Source organism: Streptomyces sp. NBC_00569 (genome assembly GCF_036345255.1).
Lineage (GTDB): Bacteria > Actinomycetota > Actinomycetes > Streptomycetales > Streptomycetaceae > Streptomyces.
Genome location: NZ_CP107783.1, coordinates 9,159,431 through 9,183,100, shown reverse-complemented (window position 1 = coordinate 9,183,100; position 23,670 = coordinate 9,159,431). Strand labels below are relative to the sequence as shown.

The following is a 23,670-nucleotide window of genomic DNA, read 5'->3' as shown; positions in this document are numbered from 1 at the left end:
TCCCTCCGGCTCAGACGGTGGCGGTGGCCGCGTAGCGGTTGGCGGGGCGTGTGAGCCCGAGGAGTCCGCGCAGGGTGTCGGCCTCGTAGGCGCTCCGGAACGCTCCGCGCCGCTGCAGCTCGGGGACGAGTCCCTGGGTGATCGCGGGCAGGTCGTGGCAGACGACGCCGGGACGCAGCCGGAATCCGGTGAGTCCCGCCTGCTGCAACTCCTGGAGCAGATCTGCCAGTTGAGCGGGGGAACCCGTGAAGATCCGGGCGTCGCTGGTGTGCGTGTAGCCCGCCAGGTCGTCGAGCCGCTCGCGCCGTGCCGCCGCCGCGGCCGGGTCGTCGTCCAGGAAGACCACCAGGTCGCCGAAGACGTGGACGGGCTCGTCCGCCCGTCCGGCCGCGGCCTGTGCCGTACGGATCTCGTCGACGACGGCACGCGCCTGGTCCACGTCGTGCGGGGTCACGAATCCGAGGTCGGTGGAACGCGCGACGAGCTGGAACGGAACGCTCCGGTGGGCCAGGGCGCTGACGATCGGCTGGCCCTGGGGCGGCCTGGGGGTGATCGAGGGGCCCTTGATGCTGAAGTGCCTGCCCTCGAAGTCGATGTAGTGCAGCTTGTCGCGGTCGATGAAGCGGCCGGTGGCGACGTCCCGGATCTCCGCGTCGTCCTCCCAGCTGTCCCACAGTCGCCGCACCACTTCGATGTGGTCGGCGGCCTCGTCGAAGAGGTCGCCCGTCAGCTCCTTCGCCTCCGGGCTGTCCAGCTCCTCGATGCGCAGGGCGGGGAACGTACGGCGACCGAAGTGCGCGGCCTCGTTCCGGCGTGCCGAGACCTGGACGCGCAGTCCCGCGCGCCCGGAGCTCACATAGTCGAGCGTGGCGATCGCCTTGGATATGTGGAACGGCTCCGTGTGTGTGGCCACCACGGTCGGCACCAGACCTATGTGCCGGGTCAGCGGGGCGACGCGGGCGGCGACGAGGACGGCGTCGAGGCGCCCGCGAACCTGATCAGTGCGGGAGTCGGGCTCCGTGAAGTGCGAGGACTGGAGCCCGAGTCCGTCCTCGATGGTCACGAGGTCGAGCAGCCCGCGCTCGGCCTCCTGGACGAGGTCGGCCCAGTAGCGGGCGGTGAACAGCTCCCGGGGCCGGGACACTTGCTCACGCCAGGCGGCCGGGTGCCAGCCGGCGCCGTCGAGGGCAACGGCGAGGTGCAGCACGGGAGTTGAAGAGGGCAGCGAAGAAGACGAGGACACGAAAGGGTGCCTTCCTGATCGACCGTACGAGATGAGCGACCCTCAGGCGGAGGGTGCGACGGCGAAGAATCCGATCAGGAACAACAGAGCGCGCCGGCGAAGCGCTGGAGGTCGATATGGGCGCGGGTGTACAGGTGCACCGGGCGGTACGGGGCGAGAACCAGGGCGCACAGGCGGGACACCTGGGTCATGACCGCCCTCCCCTCAACGCCGGCACACACTGCATTGTCAGCAAGAACGGTCCGCCCCCGCCGTCTGTTCCCGCTTCCGGCCCGAATCTCGCACGGAACCCATGGTGTTGGTATCGGGGAGGGCTACGACTCCCCTCGCCGGGTCAGTCCTCGGCGCGATGAAGCCGGATCTCACGGTTCACGAAGAGGTGCACATATCCGCACTTCCAGCAGATCAGACCCGTCGCCGTTTCGTCCGCCCACGCCAGCTTCATGAACTCCATACCGGTGCTGTTGAGTTTGATGCCCCGCTCACGGAAGAGTTCGCTGCGGCACACCTGACAGGTGATCCACATCTCCCCCAGCGACGCGCGTACCGGCTTGGCCATGTTCGTACTCCCCCGAGTCCGTCCGCCCGCCCCGAGCGGGGCAGCATGATCACCTTATCGCCCGGTAGCACCAGACCCCGACAGGGTCCATAAGCCCGAGTGCGGGACCCCGTCGGTGAGTTGACCTGCGAGATACGGCATGCGACGTCAGCTGCCACTGCGGGCCAGGGAGCCGACCCAGTCCTCGACGGTGACGACCTCAGCCCACTGCGGGAACAGCTTCTCGATGAGGGTCCGGTGCACCTCTGGGTCGAGGTCGAGGCAGGCGTCCGACAGGACGGTGAGGCCGAAGTCCAGGTCGTTGGCCTGGCACAGGGTGTGCAGCACCACGCCGCTGGTCGCGATGCCCGCCAGGACAAGGCTGTTGATGTCGCGAGCCCTGAGCACCGAGTCGAGGTCGCTGCCCGAGAACGCGCTCGCCCGCCTCTTGGCGACCACGATGTCCCCCGGCCGGGGCGCCACATCGTCGTGGATCTCGGTGCCGGGAGCCCCGTCGGTGAACAGGCCCGCCTGCAGAACGGTGGCGAGCGTCCTGTTGCGCGGGCTCACTTCGGGCTGACCCGGGCGCAGCCGCATGACCACGTAGATCACGGGGATATCCGCCGCGCGGGCGCCCGCGATCGCCCTTTTCAGGCGGGCCGTATAGCCGGTCCCGTCGTCGGCGATGCGGACGACGTCCCGCTGGACGTCCATCACGAGCAGAGCGCTGTTCGCCTTCACCATGCTTGCTGTCCCTTCCCTCATAGTGGCCCTCGAGCTGGGCCTCCATGCAATCAGAACGGGATGGGCAGCAGGGTCCGGTGCGATGAAGAGTTCACCGCGTACCGGATGCGGTGTCCGAGCCACGCTGTGCTGCGAGTTGGCGCCAGGGCCGTGAACCGGAGTCGGCCGGTGTGCCGTCCAGGATGCGGGCCGTGCTCATGGCCGGTTCGAGGATGACCGTGGCCAGGCTCGCCCACCGCTGTCCCTCGGGAAGGCTCATGTCGGGCAGGCAGGTGAGGGCCGCCTCGCCCTCACCCGATACGAGGAGAGCGACGAGGTCGTCGGGTGTCTGCGGAAGAGCGGTGGGCGTCAGGCGCTTGCGGATGAGGTCGTACCGCTCGCCCGAGTCCGGCTGGTAGAGCCACGTCTTCTCCCCGGCCGCGGGGGCCGGCGTGAGGAAGTGGTTGGTGCGCACGAGCGTGCCCGGGTCGGAGTCCACCGCGAACACACCCTCGGGACTCAGGTCGAGGAGTACGGCGTCGGAGGTGTCGAAGAGGGCGAACGATCCCGACGAGGCGATCGGAGCGCCGCGCACGATCTCCATGGCCTCCGCCACGCTCCCGGCTTCCTCCAGGACGACGGCGGCCAGGACGTGCATGGGAACGCCGCCGACTCCGTCTCGGCGGTGACCGAGGATGTTGAAGTGCAGTGCGAGGCCTGCGCTGTTGATGCCGATCTTGCCGAGGATGCCGTGCTCGGTGAGGCCGACCACGTCGTGGGTGCCGCCGCGGGATTCCAGGGTGTGCCAGTAGGGGTTGAGCTCGACATGCCAGTCCCACGTCTGGATGCCGAAAGTGGCGCATGCACCGTCCGTGCGGCGGACGATCGTCGAGCATTCGCCGGGTGGGACGGTGGCGCTGCGGGCGAGTATCTCGGTGCGTGCGTTGAGGGCCGCGATATGCCAGACGTCGACTGCGGCGCCGTGGGCGATGCCCTCGATCTCCGCCCGTGCATGGGGGCGGAACGCGTCGATGGTGTCGAGAGCACGCTCGGCGTCGTCGCGGACCTGCTGCGGGGTGATGGCGCCGAGCCGGAAGAAGCGGTCGTACGCGGCGATCCCTCCGGGCAGGGTGTCGCGCAGTCGCTCACCGCGGGCGGCTCCGCGCGCGAACGGGTCGGACGACGCGACCTCGACGTGGAGGCGTTCGGCGGGACGGGCGATCATGACTGCGTTCTCCTCGGAGGGTGTGGGGATGCCGGGGCGTGGGGACATGGCTGCCGTGCGTCGGTCACGCGCCCGGTTCACGGGGTCACCGCGCGGCGCCGGGTGCGCCCCAACCCCCCGTACACGACGGCGGAGACCACGAGTCCCGCGACGAGGGACAGGTTCGCGCCGCCGAGCGACGACGAGACGGGGCCGGTCCAGAAGCTCGTACTCACGCACAGAACCCCGGCGAGAGCACCGGCGAGGAACCCCGCCACTCCCGCCCGGTGTACGCCCGCGTCGTACCAGAACGGGCTGCCGCGCCGCTCGTCGAGCAGTTGCGGGCCGTCGTAGCGGTTGCGGCAGATCCAGATGTCGGCGACGTACACGCCGACGGCGGGTCCAGTGACCACCACGACGAGTTCGAGCATGGTGTTCACGCTGGTCAGGAAGTCGAAGACGAGGAGGGCGTACAGGGTCATCGCCGTGGCCAGGATGCCGATGATCAGGACGGACGGGATCCGGCCGAGACGCACGCCGATGGACTGGAGGGTCAGACCCGCGCTGTACGCGGTCAGCCCGTTGTTGGCGACGGTGTTGAGGACGACCGCGATGACGAACACCGGGATGAACCAGCTCGGGAGGATCCCCTCGAGCGCCGCCTCCGGGTCGTTCATGTCGAGTGTGGTGGCGGCCAGGGCACCGACGCCGGTGAAGAGCACGCTCGGCAGGAAGGCCCCGAGCGCCGTCCACCCTGCCACCGCCATCGGTTTGCTGTCGCGCGGCAGGTATCGCGCCAGGTCAGGGCTGTTGCTGTATGAGAGCGGGGTGGACGCGACGATCGCGAAGCCGCCGATGAGCGTCACCCAGAGCTGGGTGCCGTGCAGTGACTCGGCGGGCTGGTAGGACCAGTCGGTGTGCCCGAGTACGTAGCCGCTCACGACGACGAACACGACGGTGAGGGCGACGCTGAGCACGGAGTACAGCCGCACGATCGTGGCGTGGCCGTACACGCTGACCACGAGGGTGGCCGCGGCGATGGCGCAGATGATGACGCCGTCGAGCACGGGGCTGTCGGGAGCGCCGAGCCGCCGGGCGAGCCCGAACGCGGCGACCGAGGCTGCTGACCAGTTCAGCGCCAGATAGGCCGCGGAGATCAGCCAGCCCGTGAGCGCGATGACGGCCTTGTTCCCGAGGACTCCGTACATGGCACGGGAGACGACCGAGCCCGGCGTGCCCGCGGCCGGTCCGCTGACGGCCAGGACTCCGGTGAGCGCCCACAGCAGGTTGCCGGCGACGATCACCGCCAGCGCCTGGCCGAGGGTGAGGCCCATCAGGACCATCGCCGCACCCACGACGAGGCTCAGGTAGCTGACGTTGGGCGCCGCCCACACCGCGAACAGCTCTCGGGGGCGGCCGTGCCGCTCGTCCTCGGGGATGTAGTCGATCCCGTGCGCTTCCAGCTGTCCGGCCTGTTCCACGGCCGCAGCCGCGTCGCTGCCGACGGTGGCTGTCAGGTCTCTGGTCGCCATCGCGTCCTCCCTTGAAGCGTCACGGCATGAGCGAACGGCTTTATTGGCCGCATGCCCAATAGAGGAGATCTAATAGCGGAGGGTCGCGGGACGTCAAGGGTTCACCGGAAATACGATCGCGGTACAGCGGAGGCCGCACCGCCGATACCTCATGGTCAGGAGGCAGCCGGCCTCCGACGCTCACCCCGGCCCTGACGCCGACCGGAACGACGGTCACCTCACGGACCGCGACATCGAAGGCGTCCGCGCGGGAGCCGCCAGACCTGCCTGACTTGCCCGAGCCGCCAGACCGGACCGACCTGCCTTCCCCGCCAGAGCCGCCAGGCAGGGAACGGGCGGACGCCTGCCGCTCGGCATGCGACAGCTCGTCCCTGACCTGGCGGCCCCGTGCGTGGCGTGGGGTCAGGCGGCCGGCTTGCCCGGCTGGTCGTGGGTCGAGCAGTGGATTCCGCCGCCGCCTCCGGCGATGGTGTCGATCTTCACGGGCACGATGTCGCGCGTCGGGAAGTGGTCCTGGAGGATCCCCTTCGCGCGGTCGTCGGCCCGGGTGTCACCGAAGCGCGGCATGAACACGGCGCCGTTGGCGACGTAGAAGTTCGCGTACGTCGACACGAAGTCGTCGCCGATGCCGGTGATCCTGTCGAGGTCCGGCTGGGGCAGGTCGATGACTTCCAGGCGCTTGCCGCGGGCGTCCGTGGCTTTCAGGAGGACGGACCTGGCCTGGTCCGCCGAGCGCGACCAGACGTCCGGCGGGCTGCCGGGGAACGCCTGGTCCACGAGGACGACCCCCGGCGCGGTGAACCTGACGAGGCTGTCGACGTGCGCGTCGGTGATGTCCTGGCCGCGCACTCCGGCCAGCCAGAGCACCTTCTCGACGCCCAGGGTGCTCTTGAGCTCGGCCTCGATCTGGTCGCGGCTCTTCCCGGGGTTGCGGTTCTTGTTGACCACCGAGCTCTCGGTGACGAGCAGGGTGCCCTCGCCGTCGGTCTCGAAGGAGCCACCCTCGGCGACGAGCGGGGCCTTCGAGCGGGCGATGTCGTACTTCGCCAGCAGGAGCCGGCCGACCTGCGCGTCGTTGCGGTGCTCCTGCTTGTCGCCCCAGCCGTTGAAGTTGAAGTCCACACCCAGCAGACGGCCGTCGGACTCCTCGACGAAGACCGGGACGATGTCGCGCGCCCACAGGTCGTCCACCTCGAGGGGGATGACCTCGACCTGGGAACCGCAGGCACGCTGGGCGGCGTCGACCTGTTCCGGCCGTGCCATGAGCACCACCGCCTCGTACTCCGCCACGGCCCGCGCCACGCGGGCGATGTCCGCGCGCACGGCGGGCAGATCCTCGAACCACACCGACTCCAGGGCGGGCCAGGACATGAACGTGCGGGTGTGGCTGTCCCACTCCGCGCCGAACCTGCGGCCTGACGCCTTCGCCCCGCTCGCGGAGGACGAGGACGCGGAGGAGCCCGGTTCGTCGCCGGGACCGCAGGCCGCGGCTCCGAGGGCGAGCGCGCCGAGGCCGGCGAAGGAACGCAGGGCGCTGCGACGGGACATGGGGGGTTGGGGCACTGAGAACTCCGGAATTCGGCTGAGGGGCCACTTTCAGGATTGCCGGATCCTGAATCGTGCAGCCCTGGGGACAGAAAACATCCGACGCCGGCCGCCTTTTCGGCCGCCTGGGCGCGCCTTGAGACGGGCGCCCTTTGGGTAATCTGGATGCGTTTTCAGTTACCTGCGCGCGTGGGGGCTACGGCACGGGTTCGTGCATGGTGGAGCAGTGGATGCCGCCGCCTCCGCCCATGAGGCGGTCGACGTCGAGTTGGATCACCTCGCGTCCCGGGAAGGCGTCGGAGAGGGCCTGGCGGGCGGCGTGGTCCTTCGCCCGGTCCCCGAACTGCGCCGTGATGACAGCGCCGTTGACGACGTGGAAGTTGAGGTACGAGTCGACGAACTGAGAGCTGCGCGAGCGGACGGTGTCGGGGCCGTCGACCTGGATGACCTGGAGTCTTCTCCCTCGGGCGTCGGTCGCACCGGACATGATCGCGAACTGTTCGCGCGCGTCGCGGGCCCAGATGTCTCCCCTGTCGTCGGGCGGCATCTGCACCATGACGACGCCGGGGCGGACGAAGCGGGACGTGACGTCGATGTGGTTGTCGGTGATGTCCCGGCCGCGGACACCGGGGACCCAGATCATCTTTTCGGCGCCGTATGCGTGCAGTACGGCGTCCTCGATCTGCGTCCGGCTCATGCCGCGGTTGCGGTTCTTGTTGACGAGGCTGCTCTCGGTGGCCATCACCGTCCCGTCACCGTCGGTCTCGATCGACCCGCCTTCGCCGACGAAGTCCGCCCGTTCGAAGTCGAGTTCATTGAATTCGGCGACCCACTCGGCCACGGCGGCGTCGTCTCGATGGGTCTGCTTGTGACCCCACCCGTTGAAGTTGAGGCCTACGGCGTCACGGTTGCCCCGGCCGTCACGCCGGAAGACGGCGCAGGTGTCGCGCATCCAGAGGTCGTCGGTGGGGATCGAGGTGATGACGGTCACGTCCCGCCCGCAGGCGGCCCTGGCGTCCCCGGCGGTGTCTTCGTCCGGCGCACACATGATGACGGGCTCGCAGGCGGCGACCGTGCGGGCGATGAGGGCGATGTCCTGCTGGACTCCTGACAGTTGGCGGCCCCAGATGGATCTGCTCGCCGGCCAGGACATCCAGGTGCGCACGTGCGGTACGTCGTCCGCCGGCACGTGCCATCCGTCGTCGTCCGCGTTGCCGTAGCCGGCCTGACGCGAGGGGCTCGCCCCGAAGACCGCGTCGAGCAGACGTCTGCCGAGGGGAGGTTCGTTCATGGGGGCTCCACATCAAGTGCGGTGTAGTGACCGGCTGTTGGGGCGCAGGGAAACGCCAGGGAGGGATGGACGGCGACAGGGGATCCGTCGGGGGCTCGCACGGGGCGGGCCGGAAGCCTCTGCGGTGATCACCGTCGCCCCACGCCGTGACGGGAGCCGTCGGCCTGCGGCGCCTGCGCGGCTGCCGCACTCACCCGTATCCCCAGGGTCGCAGGACGCGGCCCGGGCAGGGAGCGAGCCGAGCGGCTCGGTGTCGCCATGCCCTCATTGTGACACTGACTGGATTTTCAGTCAAAGAGCCACGCGGGGCCCTGCGCGTCCAGTGCCGGTGAGGCCCGACGCTTCGTACAGCCTCGTGGACCAGTGCTGCTGATCAGCCCTGCGGATCAGCCCTGCGGATCAGCCCTGCGGATCGGGCTGCAGCTCGCGCTCCAGGGCGGCGGCCACATGTGACCTGGCCTCGGCGGTGGTGAGCAGGCCGGCGAGCCAGCGCCCGCTCAGCCCTTCCACCAGCGAGGTCAGCCGGACCGCGGCGGCCCGTGAGTCCACCGAGGCCGGGATGTCGCCCTCGTCCTGACCGTCCTCGATCACCTCGGCCAGCTCGACGAGCCAGCGCTCGGTCAGCGTCGCCAGGACCGGCCGCAGCCCCTCGTCGAAGGTGGCGGCCGCTCGCACCTCGCCCCACACCGCGGAGTTCTCCCGCACGGCCCGGTCGTCCTGGAACTCCCCGACCAGCAGCCGGAGCAGCAGCTCACGGACGGGGGCGTCATCGTCGCCGGGGACGCCCGCATACCCTTCGGCGCGGTCGTTGACGTACTCGAGCGCGCTCGTGACCAGTCCCGACCGGTCACGGAAGTGGTAGTAGATGAGGGTCTTGGACACACCCGCCTCGGCGGCGACCTCCTCGACCCGCAGTCCTCTCACTCCGCGCAGGGCGATCACTCGGCAGGTGGCTTCCAGCAGCTTGGCGCGTCGAGTACTCACGCCCGTACTGTAACCAGCAGGTCAGGGCGCCGGCGCGACGCACACCACCGGGGCGGGCAGCACCTACCGGCGCTCCAGTCGCCCCAGTTCGGCGTCGACGGCGTCCAGCATCAGCTCGCGGGCGTGCTCCAGCGGGAGGATGCCGCTGAGCCAGCGCATGCTGATGCCCTCCACCAGAAGCGTCAGCCGCTCGGCGGAGGTCGCGAGGGTGGTGACGGTGGCCATCGGCCGTACCTGGCCGAGCAGTTCGGAGATTTCCTGCACCCAGACCAACGTCGCCCTGGCCAGGTCTTCCCGCAGATCGGGGTCGAAGATGGCGCTGGCGCGCAGCTCGCCCCACGCGGTGCTGTTCTCGCGCACGACCGGATCGTCCTGGAGTTCCAGGAGAAGGGTGCGCTCCAGCTCCTGACGCGGGGTCAGGGGCTCGGCGTCCGCGTCGCGCTCCGTGGTGTAGCGCTCGGCGCGGTCATTGATGAACTCCAGGGTCCGGCGCAGGATCCCGGCGCGGTCCTTGAAGTGGTAGTAGATGAGCGCGGTGGACACCCCGGCCTCGGCGGCCAGCTCCTCCACCCGCAGCCCGCGCACTCCGCGGCGGGCGATGACCCGCGCGGCTGCCTCCATGATCGCTGTTCTACGGTCGCCCACGATTCCTACCCTAACCGCTTTCGCGGGCCGGACCTCACCCCATATTGACTGAAACTTCAGTCACGGGCACCATGCAGTCCCATCCCCTCCCCTGCCCCGCGCGTGCCGCACGCAGCCCCCTGTCCGTCACACCCCGAGAGAGCCACCGCATGACCTCCGACCGACGCGCCGCGCCACCCGCCTTCGAGGCCCTGTCCGCGGACGATCCGCACGAGATCGGCGGCTACCGGCTGTGCGCCCGGCTCGGCTCGGGCGGCATGGGCCATGTCTACCTGGCCTTCACACCGGGAGGCCGGCCGGTCGCCCTCAAGGCGGTACGCCCTGAGCTGGCCGGGGACACCGCCTTCCGCCACCGGTTCGCCCAGGAGGTGACGAACACGCAGCGCGTCCACGGCCTGTACACGGCCCCGGTGATCGACTCCGGCACCGACGCCGCGACGCCCTGGCTGGCCACCGCCTACGTGCCGGGACCCTCGCTGCACGAGGTGGTCCACCGGCACGGTCCGCTGCCCGTTCCGACGGTGCTGCTGCTCATGGCCGGCATCGCCGAAGCGCTGCAGGCGATCCACGCCGCGGGCGTGGTCCACCGCGATCTCAAGCCCGCCAACGTACTGCTGGCCTCCGACGGCCCGCGGGTGATCGACTTCGGCATCGCCCGGGCCGCCGACGCTGTCGCGCTCACCGGCGCGGGCCTGCAGATCGGCACACCCGCCTTCATGGCCCCCGAGCAGGCCCTGGGCAGAGCCGCCACGCCCGCGACGGACGTCTTCGCGCTCGGCGCTCTGGCGGTGTACGCGGTGTGCGGCGCGCCACCCTTCGGCGGCGGCCCCCAGTCCGCGGCCCTGTACCGAGTGGTGCACGAAGAGCCCGACCTCACGCACGTACCGCCCGAACTGCGGAACCTGCTGTGGCAGTGCCTGGCGAAGAACCCCGAGGATCGGCCCACCACCGGCGCCCTGATCGAGGCCGTGCGCCACCATCCGGCCGCGGGCGCGCAGCTGCGGTTCACCGACGGCTGGCTGCCGCACTCGATCCGTGCCGACATAGCCGGCCGCAGCGATCTGCCCGAACCGATCCAGCCGTCCCATGCGCAGCCCACGATGACAGCCACGGCCCCGGCCCGCACGGACACCGCCGTCACCGCACAGCCCGCACCACCTCCTGCGCCGCCCCGGCGCAGGAGGCGCCGTCGCTGGGTCGTGCCGGCGGTGACAGTGGCCGTCCTGGTCGCCGGAGCGACGGTCTACCGCCTGAGCGACTCGCACGGCGACCCGCCGATGGCGGCCGGCCCCGGCAGGCGCGACCGGGGCTCGGCCCCACCGTCGCGGCCGCACTCGTCGCCACCCTCGAAGTCGACCGCCTCGACGGGTGCCGGATACCGGCAGGTGTACGCCGAGACCGAGCTGACCTCGCCCGACCCGAGCTACGAGTTCGACCTCCGCAACGGCACCGTCGCCCCCGAATCCATCGCCGCCTGGTACCTGGCACGCACCGCCGACGAGTTCGAGTTCTCCGACGACAGCGACGCCTACATCGCCTACGACGACACCCTCTCCCCCGGCGGCTGCGAGGAGGGAATCGACAGCGAGCCGGTCACCACGCTGAAGTTCGACGACCTGGAGGAATGGCGTCCGTTCTGCGTCCGCAGCGCGAACGGCAAGGACATCGCGATCGTGCATCTCATCGATGCCCCGACGACGAGCGAGTCCGTGACGATCTCCGTCCGTCACTACCGCAAGACCGCCTGACGAACGGCCGCCGGACCGTCCGGCGGCCCCGCCCGGCGAATGCCCGTAGAACTCACGTCACATGTATTGACTGAATTTTCAGTCAGTGACATCTTCAGGTCAGCACGAGATGAACCGCCACAGAGAGCGACTCACCACCATGCACCTCGACGACTCCACCATCCACGAGCCCGCCCGGGGCAGATCCGCGGAGCCGCCGGTATGCGGCTGACCCCGACGGAGCGCGACCGGCTCCTGCTGTTCGGTGCCGCCGAACTGGCCCGCGCCCGACGCGCCCGCGGTCTCCGCCTGAACGTGCCCGAGGCGACCGCGCTCGTCGCCGACACGGTGTGCGAGGCCGCGCGTGACGGCGCCCGCCTCGCGGAGGCCGTCGCCGCCGCACGCAAGGCCCTCGGGCCCGACGACGTCCTGCCCGGCGTGCCCGACGTGGTCACCGAGATCCACGTCGAGGCCGTGTTCGACGACGGGACCCGGCTGGCCGTGGTCAGCGATCCGTTCGGCGGCGGCAGCCTGGGGGCGCAGGCGCCCGGTGCCGTTCTGCCCGCGGCGAAGGCCCCGGCCGGGCAGCCCGCTGCGGTCCGCACGGTCAGCGTCCGCAACACCGCCTCCGTACCGATCAGCGTCACCTCGCACTTCCACTTCTTCGAAGCCAACCCGCGCCTGGACTTCGACCGGTCCACCGCCTTCGGGATGCGTCTGGCCATGCCGGCCGGAGCGTCCACCCGGTTCGCGCCGGGCTCTCGGAGCGAGGTCGGGCTCATCCCCATCGGCGGCGACCGCGTCGTGATCGGGTTCGCCGGTCTGGTCGACGGACCGCTGGACGCGCCGGGCGCCCGCCGCGACGCGCTGATCCGCGCGGCCGCCTGCGGATATCTCGGCGCCAGGCCGGACGACGACCAGGAGGCTTCATCGTGAGCACCACCATCGATGCGCAGGAGTACGCCGCCGTGCACGGCCCGCGCGCCGGCGACCGGGTCCGTCTCGGCGACACCGGACTCGTCGTACGGGTCGAGTCCGACTCGCAGGCCCCGGGGGACGAGTTCCTGGCCGGCTTCGGCAAGACCGCCCGCGACGGACTGCACCTGAAGGCCGCCGCCGTCCGTGAGACCTGCGATGTCGTCATCAGCAACGTGCTCGTGATCGACGCGGCGCAGGGCATCCGCAAGACGTCGATCGGCATCCGGGAAGGGCGCATCGCCGCCGTCGGCCGCGCGGGCAACCCGGACACCCTGGCCGGCGTGGACGTCGTGGTCGGCACCGGGACGACGATCGTCTCCGGAGAGGGCATGATCGCCACGGCGGGTGCGATCGACACACACGTACACCTGCTGTCGCCGCGCATCATGGAGGCCTCGCTCGCCTCCGGCGTCACCACGGTCATCGGCCAGGAAATAGGGCCCAGTTGGGGCGTCGGGGTCAACTCGCCCTGGGCGCTGCGGCACGCGTTCAACGCCTTCGACGCCTGGCCGGTCAACATCGGCTTCCTGGGCCGGGGGTCGTCCTCCGACCCGGCGCCCCTGGTGGAGGCGCTCGCCGAGGGCGGCGCCAGCGGCTTCAAGGTGCACGAGGACCTCGGCGCGCACACCAGGGCGCTCGACACCGCGCTCCGGGTCGCCGAGGAGCACGACGTCCAGGTCGCCCTGCACACCGACGGCCTGAACGAGTGCCTCTCCGTCGAGGACACCCTCGCCGTCCTCGAAGGTCGCACCATCCACGCCTTCCACATCGAGGGATGCGGCGGCGGCCATGTGCCCAACGTGCTGAAGATGGCAGGCGTACGGAATGTCATCGGCTCCTCGACCAATCCGACCCTCCCCTTCGGCCGGGACGCGGTCGCCGAGCACTACGGGATGATCTTCAGCGCGCATGCCCTGCAGCCGGACCTCCCGGGCGACGCCGCCATGGCGCGGGACCGCATCCGGGCGGGAACCATGGGCGCCGAGGACGTGCTGCATGACCTCGGTGTCATCGGCATCACCTCGTCCGACGCCCAGGGCATGGGCCGGGCCGGGGAAACCGTGCGCCGCACCTTCGCCGTGGCAGGGAAGATGAAGGCCGAGCTCGGCCCGATGGAGGGCGACGGGCTCGACGACGACAACGCGCGCGTGCTGCGCTACATCGCCAAGCTGACCATCAATCCGGCGATCGCCCACGGCCTGTCCCACGAGGTCGGTTCGATCGAGAGCGGGAAGCTCGCGGACATCGTGCTGTGGTGGCCCGACTCGTTCGGCGCCAAACCGCAGATGGTCCTCAAGGCGGGCTTCCCCGCCTACGGGGTGACCGGCGATCCCAATGCCGCGGACGACCGGTGCGAACCGCTCGTCCTCGGCCCGCTGTTCGGCGGACACGGGGCGACCGCTGCGGATCTGTCGGTCGCGTTCGTCAGCCGGGCCGCCGCCGAGTCCGGCTCCTTCGGCCGGCCGTACGACGCGCTGGCGACCCGGCGCCGGCGGGTGGCCGTGCGCGGCACCCGCGGGATCGGCCCGGCCGACATGGTGAACAACGCGCGCCTGGGCGAGGTCCAGGTCGACGCCGACAGCGGCCTCGTCACGCTGGACGGGGCGCCGGTCCGCTCGGAGCCGGCGTCCGAAGTCCCGCTCAACCGCCTGTACTTCCTGTAGCGACGCACCGAGCCCGACCGGTGCGAAACCGCCGAGATTTTTCGGCTCCATCAACTGACTGAAATTTCAGTCACGTCATTATCTGCTGCGACCCCGGATGAATCCGGAGAGGGAGAACCCTGATGACCTTCCGCATGCCCGCCGAGTGGACCGAGCACGAGCGCTGCCTGATGGCCTGGCCGACCCGGCCCGACCTGTGGGGCGACGTCCTGGAGACCGTCAAGGGTGAGTACGCCGAAGTGGCCCGCGCCATCGCCGGGTTCGAGCCCGTGACCATGGTCGCGCCGCCCGGCCACGCGGCCGAGGCCCGCGAGCGGTGCGGCGACGACGTCGAGGTGATCGAACTGCCCATGGACGACTCGTGGTTCCGTGACTCCGCGCCACTGTTCGTGCTCGGCCCCGACGGCCGCCGGGCCGGCGTGGACTTCCGCTTCAACTCCTGGGGCGGCAAGCACCACCCGTACGACGCCGACGACCGGATCAGCGCTCTGCTGCTCGAACGGCTGGGTGTTCCGGCCGACCGCTCCGAGATGATCCTGGAGGGCGGGGCGATCACCGTGGACGGCGAGGGCACACTGATCACCACCGAGCAGTGCCTGCTCCACCCCAACCGCAACCCGGGCCTGACCAGGGCCGAGATCGAGGCGGAGCTGAAGGCCCGGCTCGGTGTCACCAAGGTGATCTGGCTGCCGTACGGCGGGCTCCTGGACACCGAGACCGACGGTCATGTGGACGGCGTCTGCGCGTTCGTCGCCCCCGGCAAGGTCGTCGTACAGCTCCCCGACGATCCCGAGCACCCCGACTACGCGCGGATGCGCGCCAACCGGGCGGTCCTCGAGGCCACGCCCGATGCGGCGGGGCGGACGCTGGAGATCGTCGATCTGCCGCAGAGCGCGTTCGTCGAGGTCGAGGGACAGCCGGTCGAGGTCGGTTACCTCAACTTCTACGTGGCCAACGGCGGCGTGGTCGTCCCGGTCGCCGGGCTGCCTCAGGACGCGCAGGCACTGGAAGTCATCGAGGAGGCCTGTCCCGGGCGCAAGGTCGTCGGCGTGAACGCGCGCGTGATCGCCCATGGCGGCGGCGGTGTCCACTGCATCACCCAGCAGGTACCCGCCGCGCGTCCGCGCGCCTGAGCAGTTCCTCACCCTCGGCGACGAACGTACGGAGAGGAACCGCGCCGATGCACACCACACCACCCAGGCCGGGAAGACGCAGAGCCGGCCGTCCGGCCCTGCTGGCCGCCGCCCTGTCCGCCGTCCTCCTCGTGCCCGCGTGCGCGGGACCGCCGGGCACCGGCGCCTCGGGCGCGGGTACCGACTTCCGGCTGTCCGCGAGCACGCCACGCGCGAAGGGGCGGATCGACTCGTTCACCTGGGCGCTCTACGCGGAGCCCCCGACGCTCGACTACATCTCCGCGTTCGACTACCCGCAGAACATGATCCTCTCCAATGTGTGCGAGAGCCTGATGCGGTGGACGCCCGACCTGAAAGCAGCGCCGGGCCTTGCCAGGAAGGCGTCCAATCCCGACCCGCTGACCTGGGTGTACGACCTGCGCGACGGCGTGCGCTTCCACGACGGGCGCGTCATGACCGCCGACGACGTCCTGTTCAGCCTCGGCCGGCAGATGAACCCGCACAACGGGGCGGCGTGGGCGCAGGTCTTCGAGAACGTCGCCTCGCTCGACAAGACCGGGCCGCTCCAGGTCACCGTCAAGCTGAAGCGGCCCGACTCGCAGTTCCCCCAGTACATGGCGACCGCCGCCGGGGTCGTGGCGAGCCGGTCCGGGGTCAAGGCCGCAGGCCGGAACTACGGCACCTCCGGCGGGCTCGCCTGCACGGGACCGTACGAGCTCGGCAAGTGGGACAAGGGGCAGTCGATCGAGCTGCGGCGCTTCGACCGCTACCGGGGAGCGAAGGCCAAGTCCGCGAAAGCGGTGTTCCGCTTCCTCAGCGACTCCTCCGCGCGCACCAAGGCCATGCTCAGCGGTGAGGTCGACGGCGGATACCTCATCCCCACCGAGAGCTACGGCGCGCTGCGCTCCAGCGGCGTCGGGACCCTCTACTTCGGCGAGGGCCTCAGCACCGTCAACGTCAATGTCACCAACATGCGGGGACCCCTCGGAGACGTCCGGGTCCGGCGGGCGCTGTCCCTGGCACTGGACCGCCGGGGCTTCCTCAAGACGGGCCTGAGCGGCGCGGGAACCGTCACCAACTCCCTCACCACCAAAGCCGCTTGGGCCGCCGCCCCCGAGTCGGTACGGAAGGCCGCCTTCGACGGACTCCCGTCGGCCGAGCCGAACCTCGACAAGGCCAGGAAGCTCATCAAGGAAGCCGGCGCCACCGGCAGGACACTCACCGTCGCCACCAGCTCGATCGGGCAGGACGTGTCACTGCTCGCCACCGCCGTCCAGGCGGCGGGCAGCGAGATCGGGCTCGACATCAAACTCAGGACCGTCGCCCCCAACGCCTTCACCGCGCTGTTCACCGACCCGCAGGCGCGCAAGGGCATCGACATGTTCCCCGAGACGTACTACGACTCGATCACCGACCCGCTGGACCTGCTCAGCAACTTCCGGACAGGCGCCTACCAGAACTTCGCCGGCTACAGCGACCGCTCCTACGACCGCCTGGTCGACCGGGCCCGCGCCACCTACGACCCGGTCGAGCGACTGAAGAAGGAAGCCGAGCTCCAGCGCAAGGCCGCCGATCAGGTGCTGTGGATCCCGGTCGCCGAATGGCCCACAGCCCTGTTCCTCAACAAGCGCATCACCGGCGCCCCCACCACCATCTCCTACCTCTACTCCCCTTGGGCCGCCGGCATCGGGGCCGCGCAATGAACTTCCTCAGATTCACGGCGCGCAGGCTGGCGGAGATGGCCGCCACCCTGCTCGGCGCCTCGTTCGTGATCTTCGGTGCGATGTATCTGGCGCCCGGCAGCCCGGCGAGCTTCCTCCTGTCGGGACGCTCCGCCTCACCGGACGCGCTGCGGGCGGTCAACGAGCAGTACCACCTGGACGACCCGTTCGCCGAGCGGTACTTCCGCTGGCTCGGCCGGCTGCTGCACGGCGACTTCGGACGCTCGATCACGTACCGCACCGACGTGTCCCGGCTCCTGGCCGACCGGCTGCCGAGCACCCTGCTCCTGGTCACCATGGCGCTGGTCCTCGTCGTGGTCGTCGGCATCGCTCTCGGCCGGATCGGCGCGGTCCGCGGCGGCGCCACCGACGCCACGATCCTGGTCACCACCACCCTCGCCGTCGGCACCCCGTCCTTCGTCGCCGCGGTCGTGCTCCAGGGAGTGTTCGCCGTGCGGCTCCACTGGTTTCCCGCCGGTGGAACCGGCGAGGGGTTCGGGCAGCTGCTCTGGCATCTGACCCTCCCGGCCGTGGCTCTCTCCCTCTATCTGATCGGCATGCTGGCCCGTGTCACCCGCAGCGCCATGCTCGACGTCCTCGGCCAGGAACACGTCACCGTGGCCCTCAGCCGGGGTGTCCCGAAGCGCCATGTGATCAGCAGGCATGTGTTCCGCAACGCGCTCGGCACCGTGCTCACCACCGGCGGGCTGATCGTCTCCACCCTGCTGGTGTGCACCGTCCTCGTGGAGTCCGCGTTCGGTGTCGGCGGCATCGGCCAGCTCCTCGAACTGTCCATCACCACCAAGGACTTCCCCACCGTGCAGGCCATCTCGCTGACCATGGTCGGGCTGTTCATGGCGGTCAACCTCGTCGTCGACCTCGTCCACCCCCTCGTCGACCCGCGCATTTCCCTCGGCCCGGGGAGGTCTGCCGCATGACCGTCGCCGTTCTGCGCCGCCCCGGCCTCGTCCGGCTCCGCACCAACCGTCCACTCCTCCACGTACTCTGCCTCGGTTTCGTCGGTCTGGTCGTCCTCACGGCCCTGCTCGCCCCTTGGCTGGCCCCTGCCGACCCCAACGCGGCCGACCTCGGCAACGCGCTCGCGGGCACATCCACCGCCCACCCCTTCGGCGTGGACGCCTCGGGCCGCGACACACTTTCCCGACTGGTCACGGGCGCCCGGACCTCCCTCCTCGGTCCGCTCGGCGTCGTCGCCTTCTCGACCGTCGCCGGAGTCGCCATCGGGATCGCGGCCGCCTGGCGGGGCGGCTGGCTCGACTCCGTGCTGTCCCGCTCCACCGAGCTGGTCTTCGCGTTCCCCGGCATGCTCCTGGCGATCCTCATCGTCTCCGTGTACGGCGAAGGCCTCTTCGCCCCGGTCATCGCGCTCGCCGTCGCCTACCTCCCCTACGTCAGCCGGCTCACCCGCTCCCTGGCGCTGGCCGAGCGCGAACGCCCCTACGTCAGCGCCTATTCGGTGCAGGGGCACTCCGGGCTCCAGGTCTGCCTGCGGCACGTCCTGCCCAACATCGCGCCCGTCGTCCTCGCCCAGTCCGCCATCAACTTCGGCTACGCCCTGATCGATCTCGCAGGTCTGTCCTTCCTCGGGCTCGGTGTCCCCGCGCTGACGCCCGACTGGGGCCGGATGGTCTTCGACGGCCAGACCGCCATCCAGCGGGGTTATCCCCTGTCGGCGTTCCTGCCGTGCGCCGCGATCGTGCTGACCGTCGTCGCGTTCAACGTGGTCGGCGAACGCTGGGCCGACCAGGTCGCCAGGAGGGACAGATGAACGACATCCCGCCCGTGCTCGACATCAAGGGGCTTCGGCTCCGACTCCCGGACACCGCACGGCCGGTACTCGACGGCGTCGACCTCACCGTCGCCGCCGGGGAGACGGTCGCCCTGGTCGGCGAGTCCGGCTCCGGAAAGTCCCTCACCTCCCGCAGCATCCTGGGCCTGCTGCCGCCGGGGGCCACGACCGAGGGGACCGTTCGGGTCTCCGGCGACGACGTCCTCACCATGACGCCGCCACGGCTGCGCAAGCTGCGCACCGGCACGGCCGCCATGATCTTCCAGGACCCCCGTGCCGCCATCAACCAGCTGCGCCGGATCGGCGACTTCCTCACCGAGAGCCTGCGCCTCAACAGCCAGATGCGCGCCGAGGACGCCGGCCGGCGCGCCGCGGAGATGCTCGCCGCGGTCGGCCTCTCCCCCGACGTCCTTCGCCGCTACCCGGGCCAGCTCTCCGGCGGCATGCTCCAACGCGTCATGATCGCGGCCGCGTTGATGGGCGACCCGGCACTGCTCCTCGCGGACGAGGCCACCACGGCACTCGACGTCACCACCCAGGCCGAGGTCGTCGCCCTCCTCGGTGACCTGCGCGAACGGTTCGGCACCGGCCTGCTGTTCGTCACCCATGACCTGGGTCTCGCCGCGACCATCAGCGACCGGGTCTACGTGATGTACGCGGGCCGGATCGCCGAGACCGGCCCCGCCGACGCCCTGTTCGACCGGCCCAGGCACCCGTACACGGCCGCCCTTCTCGGGGCCACACCGCGCCTCGACGCACCGCAGGGGCGACTGGCCGCGATCGACGGTCAACCACCCGATCTGCGCCAGGAGTTGACGGGCTGCCCGTTCGCGCCACGGTGCGCGTACGCCACCGGCATCTGCCGGGACGAGGCGCCCGTCGACCGGCCGGCCGGCGACGAGGACGGGCCGCTGTGGCATCGCGTCTCGTGCCACCACAGTGAACGGCTCGAAGGGAAGTCCGGCCATGAGTGAGACCGTCCTCGAAGTGACCGGAGTGAGCCGCTCCTACCGCAGCGTCCAGGCCGCGGACGACGTCTCGTTCACGCTCGGCGTGGGCGGGTCACTCGGCATCGTCGGCGAGTCCGGCTCCGGCAAGACGACCACCGCCCGCATCGTCGTGGGCCTGGAGCGCGCGGACGCGGGCGAGGTCCTCGTGCGCGGCGTCCCGCGGACGGTACGGGCGCGTGGCCGCGCGGCCCGGCTTGCGCGGGCCCGCGACGTCCAAATGGTGTTCCAGGACCCGTTCCTCTCCCTGGATCCGAGAATCACCGTCGACGCGGCGCTGCGCGAAACGCTGCGGCTCCACTTTCCCGACGGGGACCACTCGCGCCGCCTCGACGAACTCCTCGACCAGGTAGGGCTCGGCAGCCGGGCGGCCGGCGCCCTCCCCCGGCAGCTCTCCGGCGGACAGCGCCAGAGGGTGGCCATCGCACGGGCACTCGCGGTCGAACCGGCCGTACTCGTACTCGACGAGGCCGTCGCCGCGCTGGACGTGTCGGTGCAGGCACAGATCCTCAACCTGCTCGCCGACATCCGCGAACAGACCGGCATCGCCTACCTCTTCATCACACACGACCTCGGCGTGGTGCGCTGCGTCACGGACGACGTGATCGTCATGCGCCAGGGCCGCGTCGTCGAGTCAGGACCCACACCCCAAGTCCTCGACGACCCCCAGCACCCGTACACACGACTGCTGTTGGAATCGATCCCCCGCCCCGGATGGAACCCGCAGGCCATCGCCTTGGCCCGCCGCGCGCTGTAGCCCCGGCCCCGAGACCACCGTCCAGAGATCCGTACACGACAGATCGGAGATCACAGTTGAACGACCACCGCGCACCTCAGAGCCCGTCCCACCGCCTTCTCGACAGAAGGAACTTCCTCGCCGCGACAGGGCTGGCGGCAGCCGGCGCCGCCTGGGCCCTGACCGGCGGCGGCAAGGCGCTCGCCACCCCGGTTCCGGCCGCCGGCTCGGGATTCGCCGTGCCGCTCGACACCGTCCCGCACACCCGGACGTGGATGGCCTGGCCCGACAGCACCGCCATCTGGGGCCGCAAGCTGGCCGGCGTCCAGGCGAACATCGCCCTCATCGCGAAGACGATCGCCAAGTACGAACCCGTCACCATGTGCGCCAACTCCGCCGCCGTCCCCCAGGCCCGGAGCGCCTGCGGACCGGCCGTCACCGTGATCGGTTCGATCCCGGTCGACGACTGCTGGATGCGTGACAGCGGGCCGGTCTTCCGCACCGACGGGGCCGGCGGCCTCGACGCCGTGGACCTGAACTTCAACGGCTGGGGCAACAAGCAGACCCACGCGAGGGACTCGCTGGTCGCCGAACGCATCGCGGCCGAGGCCGGGGTGCGGCTCACCACCGCCGACTTCGTCGGCGAGGGCGGCGCGGTGGAGACGGACGGCAACGGCACGCTCATGGCCACCAGGAGCAGCCTCGTCAACAAGAACCGCAACCCGGGCATGACAACCGCGCAGATCGAGGCCGCGATGTGCGACGCCTTCGGGGCGTCGAAGGTGATCTGGTTCAACGGAGTGACCGGGCGGGACATCACCGACGACCACGTCGACGCCACCTCCCGCTTCCTCGCCGCCGGTGACGGCCTCGTCCAGATGCCCCTGGCCACCGACACCGACGCCTGGTCGAAGGACGCCCGCCAGCAGTACCAGATCCTCTCCACGTCCACCGACGCCGACGGCACCCCGATCACGGTCACCAAACTCCAGGGCCCCGACTACTCCCGCATCCGGTCGAGTGACGTCAACTTCGTGGCCGCGTACGCCAATTACTACGTGTGCAACGGTGCAGTGATCTCCGCCCAGTTCGGTGACACCCGCGCGGACGCCGGGGCCAAGGCGGCCCTTCAGCGGCTGTTCCCGGGCCGAGTCGTCGAGCAGCTCAACATCGACAGCCTCGGAGCGGGCGGGGGCGGCATCCACTGCGTCACCCAGCAACAGCCCCGCCCGTAGCGACCGGTACCGGTGCCCGGCCACGGCTCGGCACCGGTACGCCGGGACACCCCGCCCCACGTGCACACGGTTTAGGATCAGCGACGCCGAGGCGGCAACCATGCCCTCGGCCTACTCGACGCGGTGAAGGTGGAGCACCACGTCAAGTGCCGCGGAAGGGGCAGGGAGCAGATCGTGAGCAAGGGTGGGGCGTCCATATCCGACGAGGAATGGGAGAGATTCCAGAGGGAGGCCGAGGCCGGAACCCAGGGTGCGCCCCAGGAACCGTCGGCCAGGGCCCGGATGGTGACGCGACGACTGCGGGAGGAGAGCGGCCGGCCCGAGGGGTGGCGGACTCACGAGCCGGCCCGGAAGCCGCGCGGCAAGGGCCGGTACGTGGTCGGCGTAATCCTCGCCGCGGGCCTGCTGTTCGTGGCGCTGGATCCCGGACGCGTGACCGACTGGTTCGCCGGTGGAGGCGGCGACGACACCCCGCTCGCCGCAGAGTCGGAGCGTCCCGGCCAGCCGCCCGCGACGGAGTCCGTAGACCAACAGCCCACCCTGCAGCACCCGTTCAGAGGATCGCCGGCGGCGCGATGGGGTGACGGCACGGCGGGGATCACCGTCCCCGAGGCCCGGGCGACCGGCTGGATGAGCAAGGCGCAGGTCTCGCAGGCACTCGACAGGTCCCGGGACTTCCTCGCCGCGTCCAATCTGGATTCCGGCGTGCTGCTCGGACAGCAGCCCGAGAAGGCCATCGCGTTGATCAATCCCAAGCAGAAGGATGTACAGGACTACCTGACGACCGCGTTCCGCGCACCGGGCAAGGACTCTGATCCGCTGCTGCTGTTCAGCCGTTTCGCGACGGAGAAGGTGCGCCTCGTCGGGGACGTGGTCAAGACGCGCGGGCGGATCACCTACCGGGAGGGCAAGCGCGGTGCGGTCGAGGTGAGCACCGACGTCACCTACGTCTACCCGCTCGCGCACGCCGCGCAGGGAAGGGACGAGGTCGCGCGCACGATCGTGCGCCGCGAGGTGGTGATGAGCTGGGACGATCCGGCGAAGGTGATCACCGAGCCGGGGACGTTCTCCCTCGTCTCCTACAAGTCGGACACCGCCAACGGCGGCTGTGACAACGACACCGGGTTCTACCTCCCGGAGTTCCGGTCCGCGGCAACCGGCTCGGGATCCGGCCCCGAGGTCGACCCGTACGACCGGAGTACGTCGATGGACGCGCGCATGCAGGGCGCCGACGACACGGAGTGCGGAACCGCGACACGGTCGTGAGCGGTGCGGGGCGCGAATGAGCCGGCGCGGGGACTACACGCTCCGCGTCCCGTACCAGCGCCACTCGGTGAGTCGTGGGCGATCGGGCAGTGCGGCGCGTCCGGTTGCCCACAGCAGGTTGTCCCAGGCGTCGCCGCGGAGGGTGACGTGAGGGAAGAGCTTCCTCAGGACGCGTTCGCACAACTCCCTGGGCGGCGACCACTGCCGGTCAAGTCCCTGGGTGATGTCGTGGGTGTGCACGAGCGTCTCGACCACGGCCATCGCGGCGAAGCCTTCCGGGTCCGAGGGCCCGAAGACATGGTAGGAGACGGTGGTCGGCGGGGCTGTGCGCAGGACGGACGCCATCAGGCCACCACACGCCTCCAGGACGGTGAGGAGGCCGTCGGGGCCCGCGGCCCGGTCGACGAAGACGACGTTCGCCGGCCCACCGCTTCGGTCACTGCTCGTCCGGAACGGCAGCAGCGTGTCCGTCGGCGGCTTCGCGAGCCCGAACCTCGCCGCGTAGGTGAACAGGTCGTCGGCCAGGTGCTCCAGCGTCTCCCAGCAGGTCCACTCGAGCGTGCCCGCCTTGGCCTCCCAGGCCGGTGGATCGGCACCTTTCAGGACGTCGACGGCCAGAGAGACGACCCGGCGCACGTCCTCGCCGTCGACGGTGGTGTCCGCGCTGTCCATGCCCAAGATCGTAACA

General features: G+C 70.5%; 22 protein-coding genes. 11 read left to right on the top strand and 11 right to left on the bottom strand.

All coding sequences use genetic code 11. From position 1 onward, the window contains the following. Positions 1–10: 10 nt before the first annotated feature. The 10 genes from OHO83_RS41485 to OHO83_RS41440 all read right to left on the bottom strand — a co-directional run bounded on the left by OHO83_RS41485 (position 11) and on the right by OHO83_RS41440 (position 9,681). A complete protein-coding gene (locus OHO83_RS41485; protein ID WP_266666392.1) occupies positions 11–1,243 on the bottom strand; it encodes an LLM class flavin-dependent oxidoreductase in 1,233 nt (410 codons plus the stop codon). A gap of 74 nt (positions 1,244–1,317) precedes the next feature. Continuing rightward, on the bottom strand, positions 1,318–1,434 hold the full coding sequence (locus OHO83_RS41480) for a putative leader peptide (protein ID WP_323186825.1): 117 nt from the start codon (positions 1,432–1,434) through the stop codon (positions 1,318–1,320). A gap of 143 nt (positions 1,435–1,577) precedes the next feature. Beyond that, positions 1,578–1,802 carry a hypothetical protein gene (locus OHO83_RS41475; RefSeq protein WP_100594425.1) on the bottom strand — a complete coding sequence of 75 codons (225 nt, stop codon included), beginning with the start codon at positions 1,800–1,802 and terminating at the stop codon, positions 1,578–1,580. A gap of 147 nt (positions 1,803–1,949) precedes the next feature. Continuing rightward, positions 1,950–2,525, bottom strand: coding sequence for a cysteine hydrolase family protein (locus OHO83_RS41470; RefSeq protein WP_266666394.1), 576 nt, complete (start codon positions 2,523–2,525; stop codon positions 1,950–1,952). A gap of 91 nt (positions 2,526–2,616) precedes the next feature. Then, positions 2,617–3,729 (bottom strand): C45 family autoproteolytic acyltransferase/hydolase, encoded by a 1,113-nt coding sequence (locus OHO83_RS41465; protein WP_266666396.1) that lies wholly within the window; start codon positions 3,727–3,729, stop codon positions 2,617–2,619. Positions 3,730–3,806: 77 nt separating this feature from the next. Then, positions 3,807–5,240, bottom strand: coding sequence for a purine-cytosine permease family protein (locus OHO83_RS41460; protein WP_266666399.1), 1,434 nt, complete (start codon positions 5,238–5,240; stop codon positions 3,807–3,809). 402 nt (positions 5,241–5,642) lie between these two features. Next, positions 5,643–6,788, bottom strand: coding sequence for an agmatine deiminase family protein (locus OHO83_RS41455; protein ID WP_266676077.1), 1,146 nt, complete (start codon positions 6,786–6,788; stop codon positions 5,643–5,645). A 193-nt stretch (positions 6,789–6,981) separates the two neighbouring features. Then, positions 6,982–8,076, bottom strand: coding sequence for an agmatine deiminase family protein (locus OHO83_RS41450; RefSeq protein ID WP_266666401.1), 1,095 nt, complete (start codon positions 8,074–8,076; stop codon positions 6,982–6,984). Positions 8,077–8,475: 399 nt separating this feature from the next. Further along, the gene (locus OHO83_RS41445; protein ID WP_266666403.1) at positions 8,476–9,060 is read right to left on the bottom strand and encodes a TetR/AcrR family transcriptional regulator; all 585 of its coding nucleotides are present in this window, start codon (positions 9,058–9,060) and stop codon (positions 8,476–8,478) included. 63 nt (positions 9,061–9,123) lie between these two features. Then, positions 9,124–9,681, bottom strand: coding sequence for a TetR/AcrR family transcriptional regulator (locus OHO83_RS41440; protein ID WP_227300213.1), 558 nt, complete (start codon positions 9,679–9,681; stop codon positions 9,124–9,126). A 173-nt stretch (positions 9,682–9,854) separates the two neighbouring features. On the opposite strand from OHO83_RS41440, the gene OHO83_RS41435 reads away from it, so the two are divergent. The 11 genes from OHO83_RS41435 (at position 9,855) to OHO83_RS41385 (ending at position 22,982) form a co-directional block, all read left to right on the top strand. Next, a complete protein-coding gene (locus OHO83_RS41435) occupies positions 9,855–11,453 on the top strand; it encodes a serine/threonine-protein kinase (RefSeq protein WP_266666405.1) in 1,599 nt (532 codons plus the stop codon). Positions 11,454–11,654: 201 nt separating this feature from the next. Further along, positions 11,655–12,368, top strand: a complete 714-nt coding sequence (gene ureA, locus OHO83_RS41430) for an urease subunit gamma (RefSeq protein WP_266666406.1) — start codon at positions 11,655–11,657, stop codon at positions 12,366–12,368. Continuing rightward, positions 12,365–14,074, top strand: a complete 1,710-nt coding sequence (locus OHO83_RS41425) for an urease subunit alpha (RefSeq protein ID WP_330280633.1) — start codon at positions 12,365–12,367, stop codon at positions 14,072–14,074. Before ureA ends, OHO83_RS41425 begins: the two co-directional genes overlap by 4 nt. Before the next feature lie 122 nt (positions 14,075–14,196). Beyond that, positions 14,197–15,207: an agmatine deiminase family protein gene (locus OHO83_RS41420; protein WP_330280632.1), complete on the top strand. Its 1,011-nt coding sequence runs from the start codon at positions 14,197–14,199 to the stop codon at positions 15,205–15,207. A 47-nt stretch (positions 15,208–15,254) separates the two neighbouring features. Beyond that, on the top strand, positions 15,255–16,910 hold the full coding sequence (locus OHO83_RS41415) for an ABC transporter substrate-binding protein (protein ID WP_266666411.1): 1,656 nt from the start codon (positions 15,255–15,257) through the stop codon (positions 16,908–16,910). Further along, positions 16,907–17,866, top strand: coding sequence for an ABC transporter permease (locus tag OHO83_RS41410; RefSeq protein WP_266666413.1), 960 nt, complete (start codon positions 16,907–16,909; stop codon positions 17,864–17,866). The genes OHO83_RS41415 and OHO83_RS41410 overlap by 4 nt, the downstream gene beginning before the upstream one ends. Then, the gene (locus OHO83_RS41405; protein ID WP_266666415.1) at positions 17,863–18,717 is read left to right on the top strand and encodes an ABC transporter permease; all 855 of its coding nucleotides are present in this window, start codon (positions 17,863–17,865) and stop codon (positions 18,715–18,717) included. The genes OHO83_RS41410 and OHO83_RS41405 overlap by 4 nt, the downstream gene beginning before the upstream one ends. Continuing rightward, positions 18,714–19,712, top strand: a complete 999-nt coding sequence (locus tag OHO83_RS41400; RefSeq protein ID WP_266666417.1) for an ABC transporter ATP-binding protein — start codon at positions 18,714–18,716, stop codon at positions 19,710–19,712. The genes OHO83_RS41405 and OHO83_RS41400 overlap by 4 nt, the downstream gene beginning before the upstream one ends. After that, positions 19,705–20,502 carry an ABC transporter ATP-binding protein gene (locus tag OHO83_RS41395; protein WP_266666419.1) on the top strand — a complete coding sequence of 266 codons (798 nt, stop codon included), beginning with the start codon at positions 19,705–19,707 and terminating at the stop codon, positions 20,500–20,502. The genes OHO83_RS41400 and OHO83_RS41395 overlap by 8 nt, the downstream gene beginning before the upstream one ends. A 56-nt stretch (positions 20,503–20,558) precedes the next feature. After that, positions 20,559–21,716 carry an agmatine deiminase family protein gene (locus OHO83_RS41390; protein ID WP_266666421.1) on the top strand — a complete coding sequence of 386 codons (1,158 nt, stop codon included), beginning with the start codon at positions 20,559–20,561 and terminating at the stop codon, positions 21,714–21,716. 174 nt (positions 21,717–21,890) lie between these two features. After that, positions 21,891–22,982 (top strand): hypothetical protein, encoded by a 1,092-nt coding sequence (locus OHO83_RS41385; RefSeq protein ID WP_266666423.1) that lies wholly within the window; start codon positions 21,891–21,893, stop codon positions 22,980–22,982. 33 nt (positions 22,983–23,015) lie between these two features. Here the strand turns inward: OHO83_RS41385 and OHO83_RS41380 are convergent, their stop codons facing one another. Continuing rightward, on the bottom strand, positions 23,016–23,654 hold the full coding sequence (locus OHO83_RS41380; RefSeq protein WP_266666425.1) for a maleylpyruvate isomerase N-terminal domain-containing protein: 639 nt from the start codon (positions 23,652–23,654) through the stop codon (positions 23,016–23,018). Positions 23,655–23,670: the final 16 nt, after the last annotated feature.

What these genes read in the sequence shown, in the direction of transcription:
- OHO83_RS41405 (WP_266666415.1), top strand. Translation starts at nt 17,863, where the DNA reads ATGACCGTCGCCGTTCTGCGCCGCCCCGGCCTCGTCCGGCTCCGCACC.
- OHO83_RS41465 (WP_266666396.1), bottom strand. Translation starts at nt 3,729, where the DNA reads ATGATCGCCCGTCCCGCCGAACGCCTCCACGTCGAGGTCGCGTCGTCC.
- OHO83_RS41450 (WP_266666401.1), bottom strand. Translation starts at nt 8,076, where the DNA reads ATGAACGAACCTCCCCTCGGCAGACGTCTGCTCGACGCGGTCTTCGGG.
- OHO83_RS41460 (WP_266666399.1), bottom strand. Translation starts at nt 5,240, where the DNA reads ATGGCGACCAGAGACCTGACAGCCACCGTCGGCAGCGACGCGGCTGCG.
- OHO83_RS41455 (WP_266676077.1), bottom strand. Translation starts at nt 6,788, where the DNA reads ATGTCCCGTCGCAGCGCCCTGCGTTCCTTCGCCGGCCTCGGCGCGCTC.
- OHO83_RS41410 (WP_266666413.1), top strand. Translation starts at nt 16,907, where the DNA reads ATGAACTTCCTCAGATTCACGGCGCGCAGGCTGGCGGAGATGGCCGCC.
- OHO83_RS41420 (WP_330280632.1), top strand. Translation starts at nt 14,197, where the DNA reads ATGACCTTCCGCATGCCCGCCGAGTGGACCGAGCACGAGCGCTGCCTG.
- OHO83_RS41440 (WP_227300213.1), bottom strand. Translation starts at nt 9,681, where the DNA reads ATGGAGGCAGCCGCGCGGGTCATCGCCCGCCGCGGAGTGCGCGGGCTG.
- OHO83_RS41435 (WP_266666405.1), top strand. Translation starts at nt 9,855, where the DNA reads ATGACCTCCGACCGACGCGCCGCGCCACCCGCCTTCGAGGCCCTGTCC.
- OHO83_RS41395 (WP_266666419.1), top strand. Translation starts at nt 19,705, where the DNA reads ATGAGTGAGACCGTCCTCGAAGTGACCGGAGTGAGCCGCTCCTACCGC.
- OHO83_RS41470 (WP_266666394.1), bottom strand. Translation starts at nt 2,525, where the DNA reads ATGGTGAAGGCGAACAGCGCTCTGCTCGTGATGGACGTCCAGCGGGAC.
- OHO83_RS41380 (WP_266666425.1), bottom strand. Translation starts at nt 23,654, where the DNA reads ATGGACAGCGCGGACACCACCGTCGACGGCGAGGACGTGCGCCGGGTC.
- ureA (WP_266666406.1), top strand. Translation starts at nt 11,655, where the DNA reads ATGCGGCTGACCCCGACGGAGCGCGACCGGCTCCTGCTGTTCGGTGCC.
- OHO83_RS41400 (WP_266666417.1), top strand. Translation starts at nt 18,714, where the DNA reads ATGAACGACATCCCGCCCGTGCTCGACATCAAGGGGCTTCGGCTCCGA.
- OHO83_RS41480 (WP_323186825.1), bottom strand. Translation starts at nt 1,434, where the DNA reads ATGACCCAGGTGTCCCGCCTGTGCGCCCTGGTTCTCGCCCCGTACCGC.
- OHO83_RS41415 (WP_266666411.1), top strand. Translation starts at nt 15,255, where the DNA reads ATGCACACCACACCACCCAGGCCGGGAAGACGCAGAGCCGGCCGTCCG.
- OHO83_RS41475 (WP_100594425.1), bottom strand. Translation starts at nt 1,802, where the DNA reads ATGGCCAAGCCGGTACGCGCGTCGCTGGGGGAGATGTGGATCACCTGT.